Genomic DNA, 23,211 nt, shown 5'->3' with positions numbered 1-23,211 from the left:
GGGGCTCCAAAGAGCCCCTTACAAAATTCGGTTCGCAAAAGCTGTAAAAACTAGAGCGTTTTGCCGATCACAACTGCTACGTCTGACATGCGGTTGGAGAAACCCCACTCATTGTCGTACCAGCTCATCACAGAAACGAAGTTATTATCCATGACTTTGGTTTGCTGTGCTGCAAAGTTTGATGAGTGTGGGTCGTGGTTGAAGTCGATTGAAACTTTGGCTTCTGGATCGTAATCAAGAACGCCTTTCAATTCGCCTTCAGCGGCAGCTTTTACAACTGCGTTCACTTCTTCAGCGGTTGTGTTGCGACCTGCGATAAACTTCAAATCTACAACAGAAACATTTGGTGTTGGCACACGAACTGACATGCCGTCCAATTTGCCGTTAAGTTCTGGCAACACAAGGCCAACAGCTTTAGCAGCGCCAGTTGATGTTGGGATCATGGACATTGCAGCTGCACGGGCGCGGTAAAGATCTGAGTGCATGGTGTCCAATGTTGGCTGGTCGCCAGTGTAGGAGTGAATAGTGGTCATCATGCCTTTTTCGATGCCCAATTCGCGGTGCAACACTTTGGCCAATGGGGCCAAGCAGTTTGTGGTGCAAGATGCGTTTGAGATCACTTTGTGGTCGGCAGTAATGTCTTCATGGTTCACGCCATAAACAGTGGTGATGTCAGCGTCTTTACCCGGGGCTGAAATCAGCACGCGTTTTGCGCCGGCATCAAGGTGGAACTGAGCTTTGTCACGGGCAGTGAAAATGCCAGTACATTCCATTGCGATATCGATGTCCAACTCACCCCAAGGCAATTCTTTTGGATCACGGATCGCATAAACTTTCATTGGGCCACGGCCAACGTCAATTGTGTCGCCATCAACAGTTACTGTGCCTGGAAATTTGCCGTGCACGCTATCGTAGCGGATCAAGTGCGCGTTGGTTTCCACTGGGCCAAGATCGTTAATCGCTACAACTTCAATATCGGTGCGGCCTGATTCAATAATTGCACGCAAAATATTGCGGCCAATGCGACCAAAACCGTTAATAGCTACCCGTACTGCCATATGTCATCTCCAAAAAAGGTGAATGGGGTGAAAAAAGTAAAGAAGGGGCAGACCTGCCCCTTCGTATTGATTGATAATTTACAGCTGCGACTTTGCGGCTTCAACCACGACTTTCGCCGTAATGCCGAAATGCTCGAACAATTGATTGCCCGGTGCGGAGGCGCCAAATGTGGACATGCCCACAAATTTGCCGTTCACGCCCAGATATTTTTGCCAGCCCATTTCAATGCCAGCCTCAACGGCCACATAAGATTTGGCGTTGCCAATGACTTCTTTGCGATAGTCAGCGCTTTGCGCGTCAAACAGCTCCATGCACGGCACAGAAACAACCCGTACGCTATGCTTGTCTTTTTCAAGTTCTTTGGCCGCATCCATTGCCACTGACACTTCAGAGCCAGATGCAAACAATACGATCTCAGCGTCATTATCGCCTGAAACTGTGTAGGCACCCTTGGCGCATCGGTTCTCTTCAGTTGCCTCACGGAAAGCTGGAACACCTTGGCGGGTCAAGGCCAAAATAGATGGGGTCTTCTTCGCTTTAAGGGACAATTCCCAACATTCAACCGTTTCCATGGCGTCCGCTGGACGGAATACATTGAGGTTTGGAATGGCGCGAAGCGCGGCCAAATGTTCAACCGGCTGGTGGGTTGGGCCATCTTCGCCCAAGCCAATAGAATCGTGTGTCATGACATAGATCGAGCGGATGCCCATCAAAGCAGACAAGCGGATCGCTGGGCGGCAATAGTCGGTAAAGACCATGAATGTGCCACCGTATGGTGCCAAGCCGCCGTGCAGTGCGATACCGTTCATGGCAGCAGCCATGCCGTGTTCGCGGATGCCGTAATAAACATATGAGCCAGAGCGGTCGTCTGCGGTGAAGGCTGTTTGATCGCCAGACTTGGTGTTGTTTGAGCCGGTGAGATCGGCAGAGCCACCAAACATTTCAGGCAATACGCCATTGATGACGTTCAAAGCTTTTTGCGAAGCAACACGGGTTGCCCATTTTGGCTTCTCGTCTGCAATTTCGCGTTTGAATGCGGTAACCGCTTTTTTGAAGCTTGTTGGTAAAGAGCCATTTTCGCGGCGATCAAATTCAGCCTTAAAGTCTGCGTCTTTGGCGGCGAGGCGTTCTTCCCAAGCGGTGCGGTGCTTGGTGGAGCGAAGACCGGCCAAACGCCAAGCGTCTACCACATCGTTAGGCAACACAAATGGTGGGTGATCCCAACCAAGGGCTTTGCGTGCGCCTGCAATTTCTTCTTCGCCCAATGGTGCGCCGTGAGCAGCTGATGTGCCCGCTTTTGTTGGCGCGCCATAACCGATCACTGTTTTTGCTGCGATCAAAGTTGGCTTGTCAGATTTTTGGGCTTCTAACAGCACTTTTTCAATTGCGTCTTGGTCGTGACCATCAACAGAAAGCGTGTTCCAGCCCGATGCGCGGAAGCGCGCGTGCTGATCTGTCGAATCAGACAAAGACACCGCGCCATCGATGGTGATGTCATTATCGTCCCAAATCACGATCAATTTGTTCAGTTTCAGGTGACCCGCCAAAGCGATTGCCTCTTGAGAGATACCTTCCATCAAGCAGCCATCGCCTGCAATGGCGTAGGTATAGTGATCAACGAGGTCTGCGCCATAGTCAGCTGCAAGTTTTGCTTCGGCCATTGCCATGCCAACCGCATTGGCTATGCCTTGGCCCAAAGGACCGGTTGTTGTTTCAATGCCAGAGGCGTGGCCGTACTCTGGGTGACCAGCGGTTTTTGCGCCCAACTGACGGAAATCTTTGATGTCTTCCATGGTCATGTCTTCATAACCGAGCAAGTGCAGCGCGGAATAAAGCAACATGGAGCCGTGACCGGCGGACAGAATGAAACGATCGCGGTCAGGCCAATTTGGCGCCTTTGGATCAAATTTCATGATTTTGGTGAAAAGCACAGTGGCGATATCAGCGGCGCCCATTGGCATACCAGGGTGGCCGATATTGGCTTTTTGCACTGCGTCCATAGTTAGCGCGCGAATTGCATTGGCCATTGCGCTGGTTTTGGCTTGATCTGTCATCAAAGTCCTGCCCGAAATGTTTTGCCCAGTAAAATGGGATTTAAGTGGCGACAATTGCTGGCGATGTCATATCAGGTCCGCTTTTTGAGTCAATTCCCCCATTTTCGCCATTTTTATGCTAATTGCTGGTTGCAAACTAGGTAACGGATCAGGTTATCTGCATATATAACAGAGAATCAAAGTAAAGTTGGCGTTGGGAAAACCTACGCACTGAGGGATGTCTGGCCGATTTGATGGGTGAAAAAAGTTTTGATTTAGACAGTGCCAACGAACGTTTAGACGGTGCGTTGGACCGATTGGAGCGGCAATTGCGCAGCACGCGCCAGCAATTGGGCACAGCTTCGGAATTGGAACTAAAGGTTCAACATTTGGCCAAAGAACGTTCTCGGCTTGCTGATGAACTCGAAAAAACTACGGCCCGTGCCAGCGAAATCGAACAGTCGGCGAAACAAGTTTCATTGCGCATTATGGGTGTGATGGAAAAAGTGCAGCTTGCATTAAACGGTGAGAACGAGGCCTCGTAAAAATTAATGTCAGAAATTAACGTCGAAATCGATGGTCGAAAATATCGCATGGCCTGTGAAGATGGTCAGGAAGCGCACGTACGTGATTTGGCAACACGGTTTTCCAATTACGTGGAAGACCTTAAGGGCGAATTCGGCGAAGCTGGCGATACGCGCTTGACCGTGATGGCGGCATTAACGGTGATGGACGATTTGTCCGGGCTGCAAAAAGAATTGGCTAAAGCCAAAGACGCGCTGGATCAGTTGGCCATGAAGTCCAACAAATTGGTGCAAGAGCGCGACGCGCTAGAGGAAGACTTCGCCAAACAGATCGTTATGGTGTGCGAACGGGTCGAACTGCTCGCCGCTCAGTTGGAAAATGCGTCGCAACGCGACGTGCCGACCCAGATTGATCAGGCTTAAGCAGAGATTTTCCTAGAGTGGAATAGGAGTGGGCATATCTAACCACTTCCTGCGTTTCGCGATCCTTAAGCGCAATTGGTTCAAGAGTATCTTCGCATCAGTGCTCAAATACCAGGTTATGACCTCTATTGCTAATTTGTTTAAAGGGCGGGATTCAACGATCTGTTCCAGCATCGCCTCAATTGATTTCGCTTCAATTTCGGCCATGCTGTTCAATAGGCTGCCAAATTGCCCAATGACAAGTTGTTCATAACCATCGCTTTCAGGAAATTTATTGGCAATGATTTCACAGGCATCTAGTCCGATCTCAAGTGGACCCGTTTCCACCGCGTGGAACATTGCGTGCACATAGTCTTGATCATCATCAATGCCTTTAGCCATTTTCTGGCGCTTCGACAAATGGCTGGTCTCGAAATATCTGACATAACCTTCAGCAATTTCCTGAGCCGAAATTTCCAACGGACAGAATGGGTTATACTGGTATTTGGGGTCGGTTTGATCGGTCATTTGGGCAATATAATTTGTAAAAATGTATAGGGTAATGCGCTAAAAGTTCGATGATTGTGTCAGCTTTTTTCTGGATGGCAAGCAGATTGCTAATATCGTTTGCGCATGAAACCACACAAGACCCTTTTCCCCAAGGCGTTTTACCCCTATATGTGCTCTTCGCTGCCCGGCTCGTGCCGGATAATTTTGCATTCCCGGGGCCTTAAGCATCCTTTAGGGAGCTGTCCCTGTTTAGACCCGTGGGTTTTTACATACGGCGCCCACCTACGTAAGTAGGTTCCCAGGATCAAATACCTTCCGACGGCCAGGGCGGCACCTTATTTTTTTGGGTTAGAAAGCCAAATACGTTGAGCGACACGACCGACCTTTTCCGCGCAAAGTCTGACATGCGCGATGCTGCCCATCAAAAGCGTGCGGCCCTTTCCCCCTCTTTTCGCGCAGAAGCCGCTTTGGCCGCGGCAGAAACCTTCACAGCGTCTGTCCCCATAAAATCGGGCCAAATTGTTTCGCTTTATTGGGCGATCAGGGACGAATTGAGCACCGAACCTTTGCTTGTTCAGTTGATGGACGAGGGGCATCAGGTCTGTTTGCCGGTTGTTTTGGGCCGTGATCAGCCGCTTGAATTTCGATTGTGGGAGGCGGGCCAGCCGCTCGCGCCTTCTGGTTTTGGCACCCTTGCGCCCCAAGCTGGTGCGCCGGTGGTGGTGCCTGATGTGATGGTTTTGCCCATGCTTGGGTTTGACGCGAATGGCAACCGGCTTGGCTATGGCGCGGGCTTTTATGATCGCACGATTGATCAGATCGAAAAGCCGGTGATTTTGGTTGGCTATGCCTTTTCGGCTCAAGAAGTTGATGTGATGCCCGCTGAACCCCACGATAAACCTTTGGATATGGTGGTGAGTGAGGCTGGCGTGCGCCGCTTCCTCCCGCAGGAGAAAAACTAATGCGGATATTGTTTTTAGGCGATGTGATGGGCCGCTGTGGCCGTGCAGGTGTGCAGCGCTATTTGCCTGACCTGCGAAGCGCCTATAATTTTGATTTTGTGATTGTGAACGGCGAAAATGCCTCTCATGGGCGTGGCCTGACGGAAAAGCATTACCGCGAATTGTTAGAAGCGGGCGCGGATGTGATTACCTTGGGTGATCATGCGTTTGATCAGCGTGAAACCCTTGGGGTGATTGCGCGTGAAGAAACTTTGTTGCGCCCCATCAATATGTCGCACACAGCCCCGGGTCGCGGATCGATGATGTATGAAAGCCAAGGCGGGCAACGCGTTTTGGTGATCAATGCGCTCGGGCGTGTGTTTATGAACCCGATCAACGACCCGTTCGCAGCAGTTGACGATGCTCTTAACGGATGTCCCATCGGCGATGTGGCAGATGCAGCAATTGTAGATTTTCACGCCGAAGCGACCTCAGAAATGCAAGGCATGGGCCATTTTTGTGATGGTCGCGCCTCATTGGTTGTGGGCACCCACACTCATATCCCAACTGCTGATCACCGCATTCTATCGGGTGGCACCGCCATCATGTCCGACGCGGGCATGTGCGGGGATTACGATAGTGTGATCGGCATGCAAGCTGAAGAACCCATCAACCGTTTTGTGACCGGCATCCCCAAAGAACGTTTTACCCCCGCCGAAGGCAACCCCAGCGTTTGCGGCGTTGCGATTGAAACCAACGGGGCTGGCTTATGCACCTATGTGGCGCCAGTGCGGGTAGGTGGCAGTATTTCTGAGGCTTTGCCTTTTTAGATGCGCTTACGGTGCGCACCACAATTTGGGTGAGGGCCGATAACCGACTGACCTAAATTGGGGTGCCTGAGCGAGCGCTGGTTGCAAGCTCACCGCGCTTTTACTTTTCCCCCCAACCTCATGGTGAGCTTGTCGAACCATGGATGTGGTGGGCGAACGGTGAAAGAGAGCTCATTTCGATCAGCAAATTTGGGCAAGGCGCACGCGCCAATATTATCCGTCATCCCTGCGCAGGCAGGGAACCAGGCCGGAGTAAACCACGAACACATTTGTTGGCGGTTGTTCTCGCCTGGATCCCGGACTAAATCCGGGATGACGCGCGGGGTGAGGTGAGGCGTTTGGGGGTGGTTTTTGACAAAACTTATCCCCGCACCCAATAGCTCATGCCACAATATGCGGACCTTTTCTTGAAACCGTCGCAGGGCATTGACGAATGTTGGGCGGTGAGGGTTGTGATGGCACTGCCCTGGTTTCCCTCCCCCTTGTGGGGAGGGATTAAGGGTGGGGGGCTTTAAAGTAGATCCCGCATCAAGTGCGGGACGGTGCGAGAGGAACAATTGATTTCCACCCGCATTGCCCCGGACAATCAAGTGGCGCTTGCGCCGCGCGGGTTGATCCGGGGGCTATCTGACCTCCGCAACGCGTTGGTGTTGACCACCAATCGGCGGGGGTGCCGGGGAAGCAGACGAAGTCTGCGACGGCGGCGCGTAACTCTTAGAGAAAAGGGGATGGCCGAACAACAAGACGGTTGTTGTTCGCGTTGAATTGAAATGTCCAGCCTGACACCGAAGGCAGCTTGTAAGATGTTTGGTGGGTATTGTTTCTCACCTGTGCCAACTGGCACTCATCAAATGATCAAGGCGATCAAAACAGTTTTGATGGAGCGCTGAGCAAGGGGATAGAAGGGTTTAGCACCCCGGGGTATTTCAGTTTCAAGGCAAAAGCCATTTCACGCGAGGCGTTTAACGTCTCATTCTTACTACCAAATAACACGAGACCTTAACCGCCTCGCGTGTCTGCACTTTTCACATTGAACCTTGCCGAAAATTTCGTGCGGGGGCATTGGTGTTTCTTGTCCTATTGGAGGTGACAAATGGGCAATGCTGTGCACATGTTTTCAGAGAAAAAAGCAATGAGGAAATTGATGACTGATTATTATGTGATTGTTGATGTGCAAATCGACAAGCCAGAGGAATATAAAGAATATATGGCGCTGGCCCGTCCTGCAGTTGAGAGATTTGGCGGTGAATATCTGGTGCGCGGTGGGGCGTTCAATGTGGTTGAAGGCACGCACTTGCAGCCGCGCCGGTTGGTGATGCTCAAGTTTCCGTCAAAACAAAACTTTGATGATTTCTACGCCTCTAATGATTATCAAAAAGCAAGGGCGGTGCGCTTGCCCTTAAGTGACATGACGATGATTGGTGTTGAAGGTTTTGCAGGTTGAGGCTTATTTGGCTTTGATCACACTCAAACATTCCAAATTTGAAAGCCAACTTGACCTAGCGCAAAGTTTGTTGCGTGAACCATGGTTAGAATCAGCGTCGAGAGGCTTTATTTTGTGCTGGCGACGCCATATAAGATGCGAAATCAGTTCAACCAATTAGGGGGATGACCGAAGACATGGCCGGCCATTCACAATTTTCAAATATTATGCACCGCAAGGGGCGTCAGGATAAACTGCGCTCTAAGATGTTCTCTAAATTCTCAAAGGAAATCACGGTTGCCGCGAAAAGTGGCTTGCCTGATCCGGATATGAACCCGCGCTTGCGCTTGGCGATTCAAAACGCCAAATCGCAATCTATGCCCAAGGACAATATTGAGCGCGCGATTAAAAAAGCTGTCGGTGGTGACGCTGAGTCTTATGATGAGATCCGCTATGAGGGCTATGGCCCGGGCGGTGTTGCGGTTATCGTTGAGGCTTTGACCGACAATAGAAACCGGACAGCATCTACTGTGCGTTCCACATTCTCAAAAAATGGCGGCGCGTTGGGTGAAACGGGCTCGGTTGGCTTTATGTTCGATCGTGTTGGCGAAATCACTTATGACGCTGAAGCAGGCGACGCAGACACGTTGATGGATGCCGCGATTGAAGCGGGTGCTGAAGACTGTCAGTCTGACGAAAATGGTCACACGATCATTTGCGCGTTTGAAGATATGAATGAAGTTTCTACAGCGCTTGAAAAAGCACTTGGCGAGCCAAAATCTGTCAATCCGATTTGGAAACCGCAAAACAATGTGCCGGTGGATGCTGAAAAGGGTGCGACCCTGATGAAGCTCATCGAAACATTGGAAGATGATGATGACGTGCAAAATGTGTACGCCAACTTTGAAATGTCTGAAGAGGTGATGGCCCAACTCTCTGCTGAAGACTAAGCCTTACTGCATTAAGACAAAGGAACGATTTTGATGATGGGCAATTGGCTCAAGCAAATGAAAGGGATGTTGCGATTGTCGCGTGCTGAACGTGCGTTGACGCTTGCCATATTCCTTTTGTTTCAAGCCATGTTGCCCAGCTATGCTGGTGCGCTGTCCGAATGGTCTGGCGAAGACCGTTTGGTGCTCTGTACAGCGCATGGCTTGATCGCTGTTGATCCATCAGATCGTTCTGAAACTGTTCTTGAGGGCGAGACCTTGTGTCTCGTCGCTCAATCAGCCGCTGCGGATTTGGCCCAAGCGCCAATCGCACCGCAATTTGACCAACCGGATTTGGACGCTTCTCCTTTGGTCCTGCCCCAGTTGTTTGTTGCGCGACGCGGTTTGCAGCTTTCGCCACATGCGCCAAGAGCCCCTCCTATTTATTCCTGATCTTGTAAAACTATCGAACAATAATGCTGTGAGCCAAATGTGCCCAGCGGATATAGATTTGGAATGAACATGAAAAAAACGATCCTCGCGCTGTTGAGCGCAATTACGCTTATGTTGAATTTTGGCCCTGCCCAGGCGGATGAGCAAATGGGCATGGTGATGGCTGGTGATGTGAGCATTGAAAAAGCATGGACCCGGGCAACGCCAAATGGTGCGCCAGCAGGCGGTGCATTTATGACATTGACCAATAAGGGCCATATGGCGGACCGGTTGGTTGGCGCCTCTTCTGAAATGGCCAAGGCGGTTGAAGTGCATGAAATGAGCATGGACAATGGCGTGATGAAAATGGCGCAGCTCAAAGATGGTCTGGTGATTGAGCCGGGTGCAACTGTTGAGTTGAAACCGGGCAGCTTCCACATGATGATGATTGGTTTGCACAAAGCGATCTCCGTTGGTGAGATGGTTAAAATCACCCTTGAGTTTGAACATGGGGGCAAAGTGGACGTCATGTTCCCAGCGGCCAAAATTGGTGCGCCAGCAATGGACCACGCCAACCACTAATTCGCGCGCAATACTTGCGTACAGAACAAGAACATGTTCAAAGAAAGAGGTGCGGGCAACTGCACCTCTTTTTCTTTCTGGCGCGGTGATGATGAGCAATTCAACCATTAGAATTTTGGGAATCGATCCTGGCCTTAGGAACACGGGTTGGGGCATTATCGATCAAACCGGCAATCGGCTAACTTATGTGGCCTCCGGCGTGGTGCAACCGCCGGTAAAAGACGAACTGCCTGAACGCTTGCTGGCGCTTTACAATGGGATCAAGGATCTGATCGCTTTGCACCGCCCAGATGAGGCGGCGGTTGAAGAAACATTTGTCAATGCGGGGCCGCGCTCTGCCCTTTTGTTGGGCCAAGCACGTGGCGTGTGTTTGATGACCCCGGCAACCTGTGGGTTGCGGGTGGGGGAATATTCGGCCAATAAGGTCAAAAAATCAGTGGTTGGCGCGGGCCATGCGGATAAAAACCAAGTGCAATTGATGATCAATATCTTGCTGCCGACTGCAAAGTTTGAAAGCGCAGATGCGGCAGATGCGTTAGCGATCGCGATAACCCACGCGCACCATCGCGGCACCTTAAATCAAAAAGCGAGTGCATAAATGATTGGCAAACTAAAAGGCCTTGTTGAGGCACTTGAAGATGATAGCGTGCTGATTGATGTGAACGGCGTTTGCTACGTTTGCCATTGCTCGGGTCGCACTTTGGGTAATCTCCCCAGCGTTGGCGAAGCCACCACATTGTTCATTGAAACCTATGTGCGCGAAGACCAGCTCAAGCTGTTTGGCTTTGGCACTCAGTCAGAAAAGCAATGGTTTCTGCTGTTGATGAAAGTGCAGGGCGTTGGCGCAAAGGTGGCGCTGGCGATCTTATCCACCCTCACGGTTTCAGAAATTTCAAGCGCCATTGCCTTGCAAGACAAAGTTATGGTTGGCCGCGCGCCGGGCGTTGGCCCAAAGGTGGCGCAGCGCATCGTGACCGAACTCAAAGGCAAAATCCCCGCCATGGGCGCGGTGGATGCGGGCGTGCAAGGTTTACAAGAAGCGATTGGCGAAGGGGTGGCCACAAGCAATGTGGCCGATGCGGTATCAGCCCTCACCAATTTGGGCTATTCGCAAATGCAAGCTTCATCCGCGCTGGCGCGCATCGTCGCTAAAGAGGGTGATGATGTCTCCACCGAAAAACTCATCCGCATGGGGCTTAAGGAGTTGAGCAGTTGAATAACGTTCTAAAATTTGATCTGTCGCAAAAGCGCAAGCCGGAGCCTGAGGAAAAGAAACCGCAAAATGATGCGGCGCGGTTTGTTTGGGTGAGTGCTGTGGTTGGGCCAATCGGCAGTGCGCTATTTGTGATGTTGATGTTCGGGTTTTCGGACCTATGGAACGCAATCACTAACCCAACCGTTGGCGGCTATTGGATGCAGGTGGCGCGGCTTTTTGGTACAGCGCTGGTGATTGGCGTGGTTGGGGTGCCGTTTAGTCTTGTCTCGCTTGGCTCATACGCCCTTGGTGTGAACAAAGGCTTCTTGTTGCTGCGCCAGATATTTGTGCGCCGCGCAGTGATGGCGGGTGGCATTTATGGGGTGTCGCTGATTGGGGTCTTATACTTCCTTATGGGCACGGACTTGAGTGCGGCAAATGTAGGTGAATTGGTGTTGGGCGTTGCACTAGGTGGCTTCTTAGGTGCAGCCATTTCGTTCCTTTGGGCGCATGTATGCTGGTTCATTGGCGGTGCGAAACATTCGCCTAAAACGAATGACAATAGGTAATTTATGACGGACATAACCGATAGCACCGCGGGCCGTGATGGCGAGATTGACGTTAGTCTACGCCCTTCGTTGTTCAATGATTTCGTTGGGCAAGAAAAGGCGCGGGACAATTTACAAGTGTTCATCGACGCGGCGAAAAAGCGTGGTTCGGCGCTCGATCACGTGCTGTTCGTTGGGCCCCCAGGCTTGGGCAAAACAACCTTGGCGCAAATTGTGGCGAAAGAGTTGGGCGTTGGGTTTCGCGCAACCTCTGGTCCAGTGATCACCAAGGCGGGGGATTTGGCGGCATTGCTGACCAATCTTGAAGAACGCGACGTGCTGTTTATCGATGAAATTCACCGCCTTAACCCGCAGGTTGAAGAGGTGCTTTATCCGGCGATGGAAGATTTTCAACTGGATTTGATTATTGGCGAGGGACCTGCGGCCCGTTCGGTGCGGATTGATTTGGCCAAGTTCACTCTGGTTGCCGCGACCACGCGGGCAGGGCTGTTGACCACACCGTTGCGGGATCGATTTGGCATTCCGGTGCGGTTGCAATTCTACACACCAGAGGAACTGGTAAAAATTGTCCGCCGTGGCGCGCGCCTGATGGGCATTGGCATGAGTGAAGACGGGGCAATGGAAATTGCCCGTCGTTCTCGAGGAACGCCACGGATCGCTGGGCGCTTGCTGCGCCGTGTCGCTGATTTTGCGCAAGTTGACGATGTGGACGAAATCACCGCCGCCGTGGCCGACAAAGCGCTAGGGCGGTTGGACGTGGACAAAAAAGGCCTTGATCAGGTGGATCGGCGCTATTTGGGCACCATTGCCACAAACTACAGTGGTGGTCCGGTAGGCATTGAAACCATCGCTGCTGCACTGTCGGAACCGCGCGATGCGGTTGAGGAAATTATTGAGCCTTATCTCATTCAGCAAGGCTTCATTCAACGCACCCCGCGTGGGCGCATGCTAACCGCAATGGCGTTTCAGCACATGGGCATGGGCGTGCCCCAAGGGTTCTTGGGGGTTCAAGCCAGCTTGTTTGAAGAAGAGGGAAGCGAAGAATAATCCGCCCGAATTGCGCCAGAATGTGTGTGCAGATTGCGCCAAAATTCTGAAAGGGCCTTGGTGATTTCGCGCAGAAAATTCTTGAAGCTGTTTGGTGCTGCCATGGCTGGCGGTATTGGGGTTGTTGGCTATGCATTTGGCTTGGAGCCTTTAGTGAGATTAAGGGTTACCCATAATCGATTGTCGCCGCGCCAGTGGCATAATGGCCCGCCACTTCGGATCGCAGCGTTAGCCGATTTTCATGCATGCGAACCATGGATGAATGCGCGTCGAATAAAACAGGTTGTGGACCGCGCCAATTCGCTCAATGCTGACATTATTGTTCTGTTGGGTGACTACTTGTCTGGCATGAACCTTGTGTTTTCCAGTCTGCCGAATAGTGAATTGGCACAGGCATTGAGCAGACTGAACGCGCCATTGGGTGTACATGCCATTTTGGGTAACCATGATTGGTGGGAAGATGAAGCTGCACAAAAACGTGGCAAAGGTCCAACCGCGGTTGGTGAAGCGCTTAAGGCGGTTGGCATTGCGGTCTATGAAAATCATACAGTTCGTCTAGAAAAAGATGGCAAGGGCTTTTGGCTGGCCGGGTTGGCCGATCAATGGGCTTTGCAACCCAACAAAGGCCTAACCCGGGGCAAACATGTTGGACTGGATGATCTGGATGGTACTCTTGCTCAGATCAATGATGATGCCCCTGTCATTCTCATGGCCCATGAACCGGACATTTTTCCGCGCGTTCCAGATCACGTGGCGTTGACTTTGAGTGGTCATACTCATGGCGGGCAAATTCGGTTCGGGAGCTATTCGCCGGTTGTACCTTCGAAGTTTGGCAACAAATATGCATATGGTCATATTCAAGAAAATGGCTCAGATCTGCTTGTCTCGGGCGGGCTAGGGTGTTCTATATTACCTGTTCGATTTGGCGTGCCGCCAGAGATCAACCTGATTGAGTTGTATTGAAGCATCATTTTTAGGGGCATATTTGTATGAGTAATCTCACCTTTGATGAGGGCCAGAACCGGGTCAATGTACGCGCTGTGGCGATTATCCGGCGTGAAGGGCATGTGTTGGTGGTGCGCGAAGATGATGATGATTTTGTGTGCTTGCCTGGTGGCCGCATTCAGCGGGGCGAAAGCTCGTTGGATGCTATCCATCGGGAAATGAACGAAGAGCTAAACGCCAAAATCGAAGGGCCGCAACTCAAATATATTATTGAAAATTTTTTCTGGCGCTATGGCAAGAAGTTCCATGAATTTGCGTTTTATTATGAAATTGAACCGCCTGCTCATGTTGCATTTGTAACTCAAGGTGTTTGCCAATTTGGCGAAGATGACGGCAAGGCCCTAAGCTTTGAATGGGTGCCCTATACTGCCAATCACCTGTGCCGCGTCAACCTGCACCCCTTGGCCATGCGCACCCGATTGCTGACGTTGCCTGATGGGTTTGAACATCACACGGTTGTTGATCCGGAGTATTGAGATTGTGGGCATTGATTTAAGTTTCAGGTCACCGGGCGAGCGCTTTAACGTGCGATGTGCTGCGATCATCAAGCATGAGGGTCACATCCTTTGTGATAATGAGCGGGGGATCGATTTCAGCTTCTTGCCTGGCGGTCGCATAAAACGTGGTGAGTTGAGTGCTGAGGCGTTGCAACGTGAATTGGCGGAGGAGTTAAACGCTCAAATTACTGTTCGCAGCCCGCTAATTATTGCGGAGAGTTTTTTCACACTCGATAATGAACGGTTTCATGAACTGGCATTCTATTTTGAGGTTGAGCGGCCCAAGAATATACCATTTGTGATTGGAAAGGATTGCCATAGCCACGAGGATGGCGGCAATTCGTATTTTTATCGGTGGATTGAAGCGACCCCTGAGGCGTTGGCACAAGTTGATTTGAAACCCGGCCCATTGCGCGCCCAGTTCATTGACCTGCCCCAAGCGCCCATGCATGTTATATTGGACGAATAATTTGGTTTCGGGGAGGATAATATGAAAAAACTTTTGTTGGCACTGGGGCTGTTAATGGGGCTTGGTCCTGCAACGGCATCTGCGCAAGAGCTGCCTGATTTATCAATGTATAAGATGATGCTGGATGCGAACAAAGGTTCGGGCTGGGTTTCGTTTCGCGAATATGATGGGCATCAATGGATTTACTTTAGTGCATTGGTGACCCTTCGTTGCCGGATGAAAGAGGTGCGCTACTCGTTGAATTCGGATGCGCTTGATCAAACTTTTCCTTTGGTGAGATGCATTCCAGCCATTCCGTTTGCCATTCCAAGTGATGCCGGCTGGGAAGCCACAGCAATGCGTCAACCTTCACAAAGCGTAAAAACACTATCTGTGCAGGTGGTGTTTGACGATGATAGCGAAAGCGAAATTATGACATTTGCCCCATGCGAGGGGGTTGGCGATATGACGTGTGCAAGGGTTGTAAACTAGCGTGGACAATCAAAATTATCAGTTTGGTGGGCAGCTCACCAGCGATGGCGCGCATCTGTTTCCGGTGCGCGTTTATTATGAGGATACGGATTTCTCGGGCAATGTTTACCACGCGGCTTACTTGAAATTCTTCGAGCGGGCCCGCACGGAATTGCTACGTGCGCACAATGTACACCACGAAACTCTGCTGGCGGAAAACGGGGTTGCCTTTGCGGTGCGGTCGTTAAACATCGAGTATTTGCAAGCTGCCCATATTGATGATTTGCTTGAGGTAAGTTCTCAAGTGATTGAAATGAAGGGCTCGCGCTTGACCATTGAACAGGTTATGCGGCGAGGCGGGGATGTGATCACACAAGCCAAAGTGGTCGCTGTAGCGATCAAAACGGACGGAAAACCGACCCGATTGCCACAATCTATTAGAAATGCGCTTGAGTAGATAAATCGTTCATCTTCAATTCAGCAACAATTCATTAACCCTAAAATTACCGGATCAGCCTATGGGTCGCTATAAGGCAATTTGTAGGCTTATTCGGCAATTGCGCTCTTAAATTTGACAAAATTGAGCGGCATGTCGAGTGGATGGGCCAACTGCGCGGTGAAACGGGGGTTGGCAATTTAGGGGAAGATAAATGGAAGTAGAACTCGCCAGTGCAGCCGCTGAAGTAGACTTTTCACTGTTTGCCTTGTTTTGGGCTGCCGATTGGGTTGTTAAATCGGTCATGATTGGCTTGCTCGTCGCCTCTGTGTGGAGTTGGGCAATCATTGTCGATAAAACCATGCTGTATGACCGTTCACGGCGCGAAATGAACCGGTTCGAAAAGAATTTTTGGTCTGGCCAAAGCCTGGAAGAACTCTATCAGCAGCTCAATGACACAGACACCCGTGGCATGGCTTCGGTGTTTGTTGCGGCGATGAAAGAATGGAAGCGCAGCCACGAGCAAGGCGCATCTTCTTATCTTGGTGTGCAGCAACGTTTGGACAAAGTGTTAGACCTCACCATCGGTCGGGAAAGCGATAAGCTTGAATCGCGTTTAACGTTTCTCGCAACGGTTGGCTCAGCTTCCCCGTTTGTTGGCCTGTTCGGTACGGTTTGGGGCATTATGAATTCGTTCCAATCAATCGCTGCGTCCAAAAGTACAAATTTGGCTGTTGTTGCGCCGGGTATTGCTGAAGCCTTGTTTGCAACAGCGCTTGGCCTATTGGCCGCTATTCCAGCGGTTATTGCTTACAACAAGCTTTCAAGTGATGCGAACAAGTTGAACGGACGATTGGAAGGCTTTGCAGATGAGTTCTCGTCTATTCTGACCCGACAGCTTGAAAGCCGAGGTCAGTAATGGGTATGAGCGTGGGCGGTGGTCGCTCGAGCAGACGCAGAGGACGGCGCGGCAAAAGTCAGCCCATGAGCGAAATCAACGTGACCCCTCTCGTGGACGTGATGCTGGTGCTCTTGATTGTCTTCATGGTGGCAGCGCCTTTGCTGACCGTTGGTGTGCCGATTGATCTGCCCCAAAGCCAAGCAAAGTCTTTGAACACCGAGAGCAAACCGGTCACCGTTTCGGTTACATCGTCGGGCGATATTTATGTTGGGGAAGATAAGATTGACCCAGCAGAGCTGATTTTAACAATTGAAGCCGCAGCGCCAAATGGCACGGACGAACGTATTTATGTGCGCGGTGACACCGTTGCTGATTATGGTTCTGTGATGAAAGTCATGGGCCAATTGTCTGGCGCTGGATATACCAAAATTGGCTTGATTACCGAGCAGGAGCAGGGGCAGTAGCCAGCATGCGGATCGGTTTAGGCATTTCAGTTGCACTTCACACGGCCTTGTTGGCTGTCGGGCTTTTGTCGCTCGGCGGCGCGGAGCCGTTTGACCCAACCGAAGTTGAGGCGATCCCGATTGAATTGGTGCCGATTGAAAGCATTTCAAACGTTCGGTTTGGTTCGCTTGATAGTACCGTTATTGAAACCGAAACCCCGTCAGCGGTCGACAGCACTGAAGCTGCCCAAATTGCTGAACCGACGGGGAATACACAAGAAGACCAGGCCAAGCCTGAAGAAACTCAAAATGTAACGCCTGCGCCAACCGATCAAACAGCGCCAGAACCGCAACCGGAGCCGGTGATTGAGCCAAAACCGGTGGAAAATATTCCTGTGCGGCCACAGCCTGAAGTGGTGCCAGAGCCTGAGCCTGTTGTGCCAACGCCACCAGCGCCAACCCCTGCACCGGAGCCCGAGCCAACACCAGAGCCAGTGCCACAAGTGCCAGACCCTATTGAGCAGGTGATTGCGGCAAATGATGCAGCAACGGAAGCGGAAGTGCAGGCGCCAAGCCCGCCAATGTTGACGGCTGCTTTGGACCAAGCGCGTTCACAATCTGCACCCAAAGCCGAGACGTCAAAAACAACGGACAATGCGGAAAAAGCGGACAAGATTTCTGACATTATCAACAAAGAAGATAGTCGCGGCGCAACCACAGGAAGTGGGGGCACCAAAACGGCAGGCAAGACAACTGGTACTGCGGCGCGGTTGACCCAATCGGAAAAAGCCGCGCTTGCTGCGCAAATGCGCAAATGCTGGTTGGTACCAATTTCGGCGAAAGAAGTTGATGGGCTATTTGTGCGTTTGTTGATTGATATGAACCGGGATGGATCTGTTGCGGGTACGCCGCAAGTGTTGGAGATCTCCATCCAAAATAGCGTAGGCGTTGCCACCGCAAGCGCTGCGCAACGGGCCGTGAGACGGTGTGCGCCCTACACACTGGATGCAAGCAAGTTTGATGAGTGGCGCCAGATTGAAGTTAAATTTGATCCCAAGGATTTGCTCTAGTAGCATCTTGAGGATGTAAGGTTGTTAGGAAGAACCATGATTGATTTGAGCAGACGACAGGCGTTGAAACTGGGCATGGCCGGTGCTGGCGTTGCCGCCTTTTCAAACCCCGCTAGCGCATTGGTGAAAATTGTTGTGTCGGGTGGCGATTTTGAACCCATGCCGATCGGTGTGCCGGTTTTTTCTTCATCGGACCCACAATTGGCGGCCGAGATCACCTCGATCGTTGTTGCGGATTTGAAGCGCTCAGGTTTGTTTGCACCGATGAGTGAAAGTCAACTACCGTTGAAGCAGGGGGATGTGAACGCAAATCCTGACTTTGGTGCGTGGCGCAACGCACAAGCGGATGCTCTGGTGATGGGGAGTGTCAATGAAGTTGGTGGGCAAATCCGCGCGGATGTGCGCTTGTGGGATGTTGTTGAAGGCGCGCAAGCTTTTGGTGAAAGCTTTGCCGCGGACCGCAAGAACACCCGTCGGGTTGCCCATATTGTGGCGGATGCAATTTATGCCAAATTGACCGGGGAAAGCGGCTATTTTGATACCCGCGTGGTCTATGTGGCAGAGAGCGGTCCCAAAGCGAACCGCACAAAACGCTTGGCGATTATGGATCAAGACGGCGCCAATGTTCAATATTTGACGCGCGGTGACAGCATTGTGCTCACGCCTCGTTATTCGCCACGAGGCAATTTGCTTTCCTATATGAATTTTGCCGGCGATGTGCCCCAGATTTATTTGCTAGATTTGTCGACCGGCAAACAGCAAAGGGTGGCGGATTTTGGCAAGATGACCTTGTCCCCGCGCTTTTCGCCAGACGGGCAAAATCTAGCGTTCAGCGTGACCAATGGCGCAAATACTAACCTCTATTTGATGAATTTGCAGCAGCGTAAACCGGCGGCATTAACCAGTGGTGCAGCCATTGACACAAGCCCCAGTTTTTCACCGGACGGGTCGCGTTTGGCCTTTGAGTCTGATCGCGGTGGTTCGCAACAAATCTATGTGATGAATTCAAATGGCGGTGGTGCGCAGCGCATCAGTTTCGGAGAAGGGCGTTATTCGACCCCGGTGTGGTCGCCAAAAGGTGACCTAATTGCTTTCACCAAACAAAGTGAAGGGCAGTTCCACATTGGCACTATGCGCCAAGACGGTTCTGGTGAGCGCATTCTTTCATCAAGTTATTTGATGGAGGGGCCAACCTGGGCACCAAACGGGCGGGTACTCATGTTCTTTAAAGATCCGGGTGGAGATAGCGGACCCCAACTCTATTCAATCGACATTTGGGGGCGCAATGAATTGCGTATCCCAACAGAGACTTTCGCCTCGGATCCAACATGGTCACCATTGTTGAAATAGTTCCACGGTATGGTTTTTGTGCGTACTTGATCTAAAGGTGTGTGGCTCTTAGCTTTGCTTTTTGTCCTCAAAACGGGGACTGGAGAGCAAAGAGTTGTGCCCTATGCCTGCCGTTATCGATTTTCAAGCTTTGCTGGATCAGCTTAAGCCAAGTCCAAAAATGCCAGCGCTGTTTTTGGGGCATGGTAGCCCCATGTATGCGATCACCAGCAATGAATTTTCAAAGAGTTGGCAGCAGCTGGGTGAAAAGCTGCCAACCCCGCAAGCCATTTTATGTGTTTCAGCCCATTGGGAAACGCGCGGAACAACGCTTGTTCAAGTGAGTGAACGCCCTAAAACCATCCATGATTTTTACGGCTTTCCACAAGAATTGTTTGATGTGCAATATCCAGCGGTTGGTGCCCCAGATGCGGCACGTGAAGTCGCGGCCTTGTTACAGGACCATAATGGACATGAAACGATGGAGTGGGGATTGGACCATGGGGCGTGGGCCGTGCTGCGCCATCTGTTTCCAGCGGCGGATGTGCCGGTGTTTCAGCTTTCGATAGATATGAGCATGAGTTTGGCCGATCAGTATGATTTGGCAGCGCAGCTGCGATCACTCCGTGAAAAGGGTGTTATGATTATCGGCAGTGGCAATGTGGTGCACAATCTGCATGTGGCGCGGGCGGACGACGAACAACGCGATTTTGCGCTAGAGTTTGACCATTATGTTGGGAATTATTTGCGCGATGGGGATCATGCTGGTTTAACTGGATTACAGTCAAAGCAAACGCTGTTTGCAAAAGCACACCCAACATTTGAGCATTTTTCTCCCGCAATTTATGTGGCAGCGGTTGCCCATGAAGGCGACCAATTGGCGTTTTTTAACGAACATGTTAATATGGGCAGTATCTCCATGCGGTCATTTGTATATTTCTAAATGCACGAAATACCGCTTAAACTGTAAGGATTGGACATAATCTGGCCTGATTAGGTCTGCATTAACCTTCTTTGAGAACCCGGTTTTAAGATAACGGGGGGTAAAGATTGGCGTTAGAATTTTCCCTATTTCGGAGCAAGGACCATGCAAATGGGTCATAAAATCACCAGCCTATTAAAAGGCATTTTGATTGTCGCACTTGTTGCAGTTGTTGCAGCTTGTGCGCGCACACCTAATGGCGGCGTTGGCAATCTTGGGCCAGGGCAGGCGGCTCCTGGCACGCAACAAGAGTTTTTGGTTAGCGTTGGCGATCGGGTGTTTTTCACTACCGATAGCTCAATACTGACTGATGAAGCGAAAGTGACGTTGGACAAACAAGCTGTTTGGTTGGGACGTTACCCGAACTATCGCGTGCTGATTGAAGGTCACGCTGATGAGCGTGGCACACGTGAGTACAACATTGCTTTGAGCGCCCGACGTGGTTCGGCAGTGGTCAATTATTTGGTTAGCCGGGGCGTGAATTCAAGCCGTGTGACCACAAAGGCGTTTGGTAAAGAGCGACCTGTAGCGGTGTGTAACGATATTTCGTGCTGGTCACAAAATCGTCGTGCTGTGACGGTGTTGGTGCCTTAATCACACGACGAACGTTCAGTACTGGAGGCTGGCGCCGGGATTCGTTATGCGATCCCGGCGTTTTTTTGTCGCAATTTTGTTTTACGTGGGTCCCCAAACAGATTTACAAAGGAACAAAGCCCAACAGTTGGGCGGTTTACGTTTACTTTGGACGGGAGTGGCTATGACAATGAGAATGAAATCAAAGCGATCGCGCGTGCCGCTAATGGTTGGCGCAGCGCTCGTTGGTGCCATGCTGAGCCTTTCGGCTTTTGCGGGTAAATCGGACCCCGCATCTGTTGATGGGCGGCTTGATGCATTGAGTGTGCAGGCTGACCAATTGGGTGCCAATATTTTGTCCATGCAGCAAAACCTGTTGGGCAGTTCAGCGGCGCCTGTTCAAAGCCAACGCATTCGCGTTGGGCAAAGCCGCGAAGTTGGGCAAATAAATGTGCGCCTTGACCAGATTGAAAACCAAATGCGGGTGCTCAACGGTCAAGTAGAAGGTTTGCAGTTTCAGCTGACCCAAATGCAGACGTTGATCGAACGGATGCAAGAGGATTACGAATTTCGGTTCCAAGAACAGGAAGGCGGTTCTTTGGGAAAAACTAGTGCGGCACCCCAACCGGACAGCGTGACGCTGTCTGAGGGGTTGCCGCAGACCCAAACTGAAGCCACAACCGCTGACACCCAAACACTTGGTGCACCAGAAACAACGCTTGGCACAATTGTTCTTGAAGAAAGCGGGCAGCCCCTTGATCTGAGTTTTAACCCGGGCACAACATTATCCGAAGCGGACGGTGATGCGCAGTATGAAGCGGGTTACGAAGCGATTGTGCGTGGTGACTATTTGTTCGCTAAAGATCAGTTTTCTCAGTTCGTCGCCCTTTATCCAAAGCACCCACAATCGGCTGATGCCTATCATTGGCTTGGTGAAGCTTTGATGCAGAATGGAGAAAACGAAGAAGCCGCAGAAGTTTTCTTGGCGGGTTATGAGAGCTTCCCAAATGCAGCAAGGGCACCAGATATGGTGTTAAAGCTTGGTATTGTCTTGGCCAATACGGGTGAGCGAGAAACCGCCTGCCGCACTTTCATTGAAGTTTTGCGCAAATATCCAAACCAGGCCAAAGCCTTTACCGCGCGCGTTAAAGAAGAACAAAGAAAGTCCCAATGTTAAGCGGGCCGATCACCGATTTTCCTTTGGACGATCCTGACCGGGTTAGCTTGCTTTTTGCGCCCGTTCAAAACGAACATCAACTTGGCCTTGCTGTGTCTGGTGGCGCTGACAGTTTGGCGTTGATGCTGCTGGTCGCGCGCTGGTGCGAATTGCAAGACACGCCGCCCAAAGTTGTTGTGTTCAGCGTTGACCATGGGTTGCGCGAAGCAGCCAAATTGGAAACGAAATTTGTTGCAACAGTGGCAGAAGATTTAGGCTTTGATGTTCAAATACTCGTTGGTCAAATAGACAACCCACAATCTCGATTGCAAGAGAAAGCACGTGCGTTGCGCTATGGGCTGATCGGCAATGCCATGGAAGAACTAGGGATCAATTGCTTGCTTACCGGTCATCATAGTGATGATCAAGCGGAAACCGTGATGATGCGCTTATCGCGCGGGAGCGGGGTGAGCGGCCTCGGGGGCATGGCAAAAATTAGTGTGCGCGAAGGCTTATTTGTATTTCGTCCCTTATTGGATGTGACACACTTACAGCTTGAAGCATTTGTGCGGGCAAACGAATTGACGCCAGTCGATGATCCATCAAACACAGATGCGCATTTTGAACGGGTGCGCTGGCGCAGCTTTATGCCCAAGATGGTAGAGGCTGGTTTGAGTGCAAATATGATCGGTCTGTCGGCCAAGCGCTTGCGCCGGGCTGACCAGGCGTTGAACGAATTGACCGAGCAGCTTTATGAAGATCAATTTGTAATTGATCCTTTTGGGTGTTTGTTTTTTGACTTGTCGGCACTCATCAAACAACCAACAGAGATTGGCATTCGGTTGCTCGCACGCGCGCTCGATGATGCGGGTGGTGCGACCCAAATGCCGACCCTTAGCCAGGTGGAGACGCTTTATGAGCATTTGCAGGCAGGAATATTTGGTTTTAAGGGGCTCACGCTTGGAGGCTGTGGGATAACTCTCAAAGACGGGATCGTGCAGATTTTTCGCGAGGCGGGGCGACTGAGAAACGAATCGATGTCTTTGGTGGCAGGCAGCTCGGTGCGCTGGGATAATCGGTTTCAAATTATCGTGGCCCAAGATCGGACATCACCAGTTTGTGTTGCACCTGCGATTGAAATTACACGCAATATGTTGGACACTCTATTGCCCGGTTTGGCTCATGTGCCCATGCAAGCGGTTCAAGCTGCGCCCCTTATTGTGGCGGACCAACAGATTTTGGCCATTGGGGAGCACGTTTTGGCCGACGGGGTGGATATTTTTCGCGTTTTTGGTCCAAATGCGCTGATCTAACGTTAACACCTTTAGTGTTAGATTTTGGCAACGCAATGTTGTCCAAGACTGAGGCGAAACGCCCCTTGTAACTGAGGGGCAGGGTGCCTACATTCGCGATAACTAATTTCG

General features: G+C 51.1%; 28 protein-coding genes and 1 other RNA gene. 26 read left to right on the top strand and 3 right to left on the bottom strand.

The window, feature by feature from the left end:
• Window positions 1-50: 50 nt before the first annotated feature.
• Both gap and tkt read right to left on the bottom strand, forming a co-directional pair.
• Window positions 51-1,058, bottom strand: a complete 1,008-nt coding sequence (gene gap / locus O4H47_RS15125; protein ID WP_269394852.1) for a type I glyceraldehyde-3-phosphate dehydrogenase — start codon at window positions 1,056-1,058, stop codon at window positions 51-53.
• A gap of 78 nt (window positions 1,059-1,136) precedes the next feature.
• Window positions 1,137-3,113: a transketolase gene (gene tkt / locus O4H47_RS15120; protein WP_269394851.1), complete on the bottom strand. Its 1,977-nt coding sequence runs from the start codon at window positions 3,111-3,113 to the stop codon at window positions 1,137-1,139.
• A 233-nt stretch (window positions 3,114-3,346) separates the two neighbouring features.
• Here tkt and O4H47_RS15115 point away from each other — a divergent pair, with 233 nt between their 5' ends.
• Both O4H47_RS15115 and O4H47_RS15110 read left to right on the top strand, forming a co-directional pair.
• Entirely contained in the window at window positions 3,347-3,637 is a 291-nt protein-coding gene (locus O4H47_RS15115; protein WP_269394850.1) for a DUF4164 family protein, read from the top strand.
• Between the two features lie 6 nt (window positions 3,638-3,643).
• Window positions 3,644-4,039: a cell division protein ZapA gene (locus O4H47_RS15110; protein WP_269394849.1), complete on the top strand. Its 396-nt coding sequence runs from the start codon at window positions 3,644-3,646 to the stop codon at window positions 4,037-4,039.
• Window positions 4,040-4,051: 12 nt separating this feature from the next.
• Here O4H47_RS15110 and O4H47_RS15105 read toward each other — a convergent pair whose 3' ends face one another.
• Window positions 4,052-4,546 (bottom strand): hypothetical protein, encoded by a 495-nt coding sequence (locus tag O4H47_RS15105; RefSeq protein WP_269394848.1) that lies wholly within the window; start codon window positions 4,544-4,546, stop codon window positions 4,052-4,054.
• A gap of 156 nt (window positions 4,547-4,702) precedes the next feature.
• On the opposite strand from O4H47_RS15105, the gene ssrS reads away from it, so the two are divergent.
• The 24 genes from ssrS (at window position 4,703) to tilS (ending at window position 23,100) form a co-directional block, all read left to right on the top strand.
• A non-coding RNA gene (gene ssrS, locus O4H47_RS15100) (6S RNA) lies at window positions 4,703-4,866 on the top strand.
• A gap of 27 nt (window positions 4,867-4,893) precedes the next feature.
• Window positions 4,894-5,490, top strand: coding sequence for a 5-formyltetrahydrofolate cyclo-ligase (locus O4H47_RS15095; RefSeq protein ID WP_269394847.1), 597 nt, complete (start codon window positions 4,894-4,896; stop codon window positions 5,488-5,490).
• Window positions 5,490-6,299, top strand: coding sequence for a TIGR00282 family metallophosphoesterase (locus O4H47_RS15090; protein WP_269394846.1), 810 nt, complete (start codon window positions 5,490-5,492; stop codon window positions 6,297-6,299). Before O4H47_RS15095 ends, O4H47_RS15090 begins: the two co-directional genes overlap by 1 nt.
• Window positions 6,300-7,392: 1,093 nt before the next feature.
• Window positions 7,393-7,743 (top strand): DUF1330 domain-containing protein, encoded by a 351-nt coding sequence (locus O4H47_RS15085; RefSeq protein WP_269394845.1) that lies wholly within the window; start codon window positions 7,393-7,395, stop codon window positions 7,741-7,743.
• 176 nt (window positions 7,744-7,919) lie between these two features.
• Window positions 7,920-8,672 carry a YebC/PmpR family DNA-binding transcriptional regulator gene (locus tag O4H47_RS15080; protein WP_269394844.1) on the top strand — a complete coding sequence of 251 codons (753 nt, stop codon included), beginning with the start codon at window positions 7,920-7,922 and terminating at the stop codon, window positions 8,670-8,672.
• A 33-nt stretch (window positions 8,673-8,705) separates the two neighbouring features.
• Window positions 8,706-9,104, top strand: a complete 399-nt coding sequence (locus O4H47_RS15075) for a hypothetical protein (protein WP_269394843.1) — start codon at window positions 8,706-8,708, stop codon at window positions 9,102-9,104.
• A 69-nt stretch (window positions 9,105-9,173) separates the two neighbouring features.
• The gene (locus O4H47_RS15070; protein WP_269394842.1) at window positions 9,174-9,665 is read left to right on the top strand and encodes a copper chaperone PCu(A)C; all 492 of its coding nucleotides are present in this window, start codon (window positions 9,174-9,176) and stop codon (window positions 9,663-9,665) included.
• A 91-nt stretch (window positions 9,666-9,756) separates the two neighbouring features.
• Window positions 9,757-10,263: a crossover junction endodeoxyribonuclease RuvC gene (gene ruvC, locus O4H47_RS15065; RefSeq protein ID WP_269394841.1), complete on the top strand. Its 507-nt coding sequence runs from the start codon at window positions 9,757-9,759 to the stop codon at window positions 10,261-10,263.
• Complete coding sequence (ruvA, locus tag O4H47_RS15060; protein ID WP_269394840.1) at window positions 10,264-10,881, top strand: Holliday junction branch migration protein RuvA; 618 nt, start codon at window positions 10,264-10,266, stop codon at window positions 10,879-10,881. It begins immediately after the preceding gene.
• Window positions 10,878-11,429, top strand: a complete 552-nt coding sequence (locus O4H47_RS15055; protein ID WP_269394839.1) for a hypothetical protein — start codon at window positions 10,878-10,880, stop codon at window positions 11,427-11,429. Before ruvA ends, O4H47_RS15055 begins: the two co-directional genes overlap by 4 nt.
• Window positions 11,430-11,432: 3 nt before the next feature.
• Window positions 11,433-12,476 (top strand): Holliday junction branch migration DNA helicase RuvB, encoded by a 1,044-nt coding sequence (gene ruvB, locus O4H47_RS15050; protein ID WP_269394838.1) that lies wholly within the window; start codon window positions 11,433-11,435, stop codon window positions 12,474-12,476.
• Between the two features lie 60 nt (window positions 12,477-12,536).
• A complete protein-coding gene (locus tag O4H47_RS15045; RefSeq protein WP_269394837.1) occupies window positions 12,537-13,439 on the top strand; it encodes a metallophosphoesterase in 903 nt (300 codons plus the stop codon).
• Between the two features lie 26 nt (window positions 13,440-13,465).
• Window positions 13,466-13,957: an NUDIX hydrolase gene (locus tag O4H47_RS15040; RefSeq protein WP_269394836.1), complete on the top strand. Its 492-nt coding sequence runs from the start codon at window positions 13,466-13,468 to the stop codon at window positions 13,955-13,957.
• Window positions 13,917-14,447 (top strand): NUDIX hydrolase, encoded by a 531-nt coding sequence (locus O4H47_RS15035; RefSeq protein WP_269394835.1) that lies wholly within the window; start codon window positions 13,917-13,919, stop codon window positions 14,445-14,447. The genes O4H47_RS15040 and O4H47_RS15035 overlap by 41 nt, the downstream gene beginning before the upstream one ends.
• 21 nt (window positions 14,448-14,468) lie before the next feature.
• A complete protein-coding gene (locus O4H47_RS15030) occupies window positions 14,469-14,918 on the top strand; it encodes a hypothetical protein (RefSeq protein ID WP_269394834.1) in 450 nt (149 codons plus the stop codon).
• 1 nt (window position 14,919) lies between these two features.
• Complete coding sequence (ybgC, locus tag O4H47_RS15025; RefSeq protein ID WP_269394833.1) at window positions 14,920-15,354, top strand: tol-pal system-associated acyl-CoA thioesterase; 435 nt, start codon at window positions 14,920-14,922, stop codon at window positions 15,352-15,354.
• A 193-nt stretch (window positions 15,355-15,547) separates the two neighbouring features.
• Complete coding sequence (tolQ, locus tag O4H47_RS15020; RefSeq protein ID WP_269394832.1) at window positions 15,548-16,252, top strand: protein TolQ; 705 nt, start codon at window positions 15,548-15,550, stop codon at window positions 16,250-16,252.
• Complete coding sequence (gene tolR, locus O4H47_RS15015) at window positions 16,252-16,698, top strand: protein TolR (RefSeq protein WP_269394831.1); 447 nt, start codon at window positions 16,252-16,254, stop codon at window positions 16,696-16,698. The genes tolQ and tolR overlap by 1 nt, the downstream gene beginning before the upstream one ends.
• A 5-nt stretch (window positions 16,699-16,703) precedes the next feature.
• Window positions 16,704-17,747 carry a cell envelope integrity protein TolA gene (locus O4H47_RS15010; protein ID WP_269394830.1) on the top strand — a complete coding sequence of 348 codons (1,044 nt, stop codon included), beginning with the start codon at window positions 16,704-16,706 and terminating at the stop codon, window positions 17,745-17,747.
• Window positions 17,748-17,783: 36 nt separating this feature from the next.
• Window positions 17,784-19,097: a Tol-Pal system beta propeller repeat protein TolB gene (gene tolB, locus O4H47_RS15005; protein ID WP_269394829.1), complete on the top strand. Its 1,314-nt coding sequence runs from the start codon at window positions 17,784-17,786 to the stop codon at window positions 19,095-19,097.
• 103 nt (window positions 19,098-19,200) lie between these two features.
• Window positions 19,201-20,019 (top strand): 4,5-DOPA dioxygenase extradiol, encoded by an 819-nt coding sequence (gene ygiD, locus O4H47_RS15000; RefSeq protein WP_269394828.1) that lies wholly within the window; start codon window positions 19,201-19,203, stop codon window positions 20,017-20,019.
• Window positions 20,020-20,163: 144 nt separating this feature from the next.
• A complete protein-coding gene (pal, locus tag O4H47_RS14995; protein WP_419719637.1) occupies window positions 20,164-20,652 on the top strand; it encodes a peptidoglycan-associated lipoprotein Pal in 489 nt (162 codons plus the stop codon).
• Between the two features lie 163 nt (window positions 20,653-20,815).
• Window positions 20,816-21,808, top strand: a complete 993-nt coding sequence (ybgF, locus tag O4H47_RS14990; RefSeq protein ID WP_269394826.1) for a tol-pal system protein YbgF — start codon at window positions 20,816-20,818, stop codon at window positions 21,806-21,808.
• The gene (tilS, locus tag O4H47_RS14985) at window positions 21,802-23,100 is read left to right on the top strand and encodes a tRNA lysidine(34) synthetase TilS (RefSeq protein WP_269394825.1); all 1,299 of its coding nucleotides are present in this window, start codon (window positions 21,802-21,804) and stop codon (window positions 23,098-23,100) included. The genes ybgF and tilS overlap by 7 nt, the downstream gene beginning before the upstream one ends.
• Window positions 23,101-23,211: the final 111 nt, after the last annotated feature.

It is taken from the genome of Maritalea porphyrae (assembly GCF_027213965.1).
In the GTDB taxonomy this organism is placed as follows: domain Bacteria; phylum Pseudomonadota; class Alphaproteobacteria; order Rhizobiales; family Devosiaceae; genus Maritalea; species Maritalea porphyrae_A.
The sequence above is the reverse complement of the archived record's forward strand: the minus strand, read 5'-3'. Positions and strand labels throughout refer to the sequence as shown.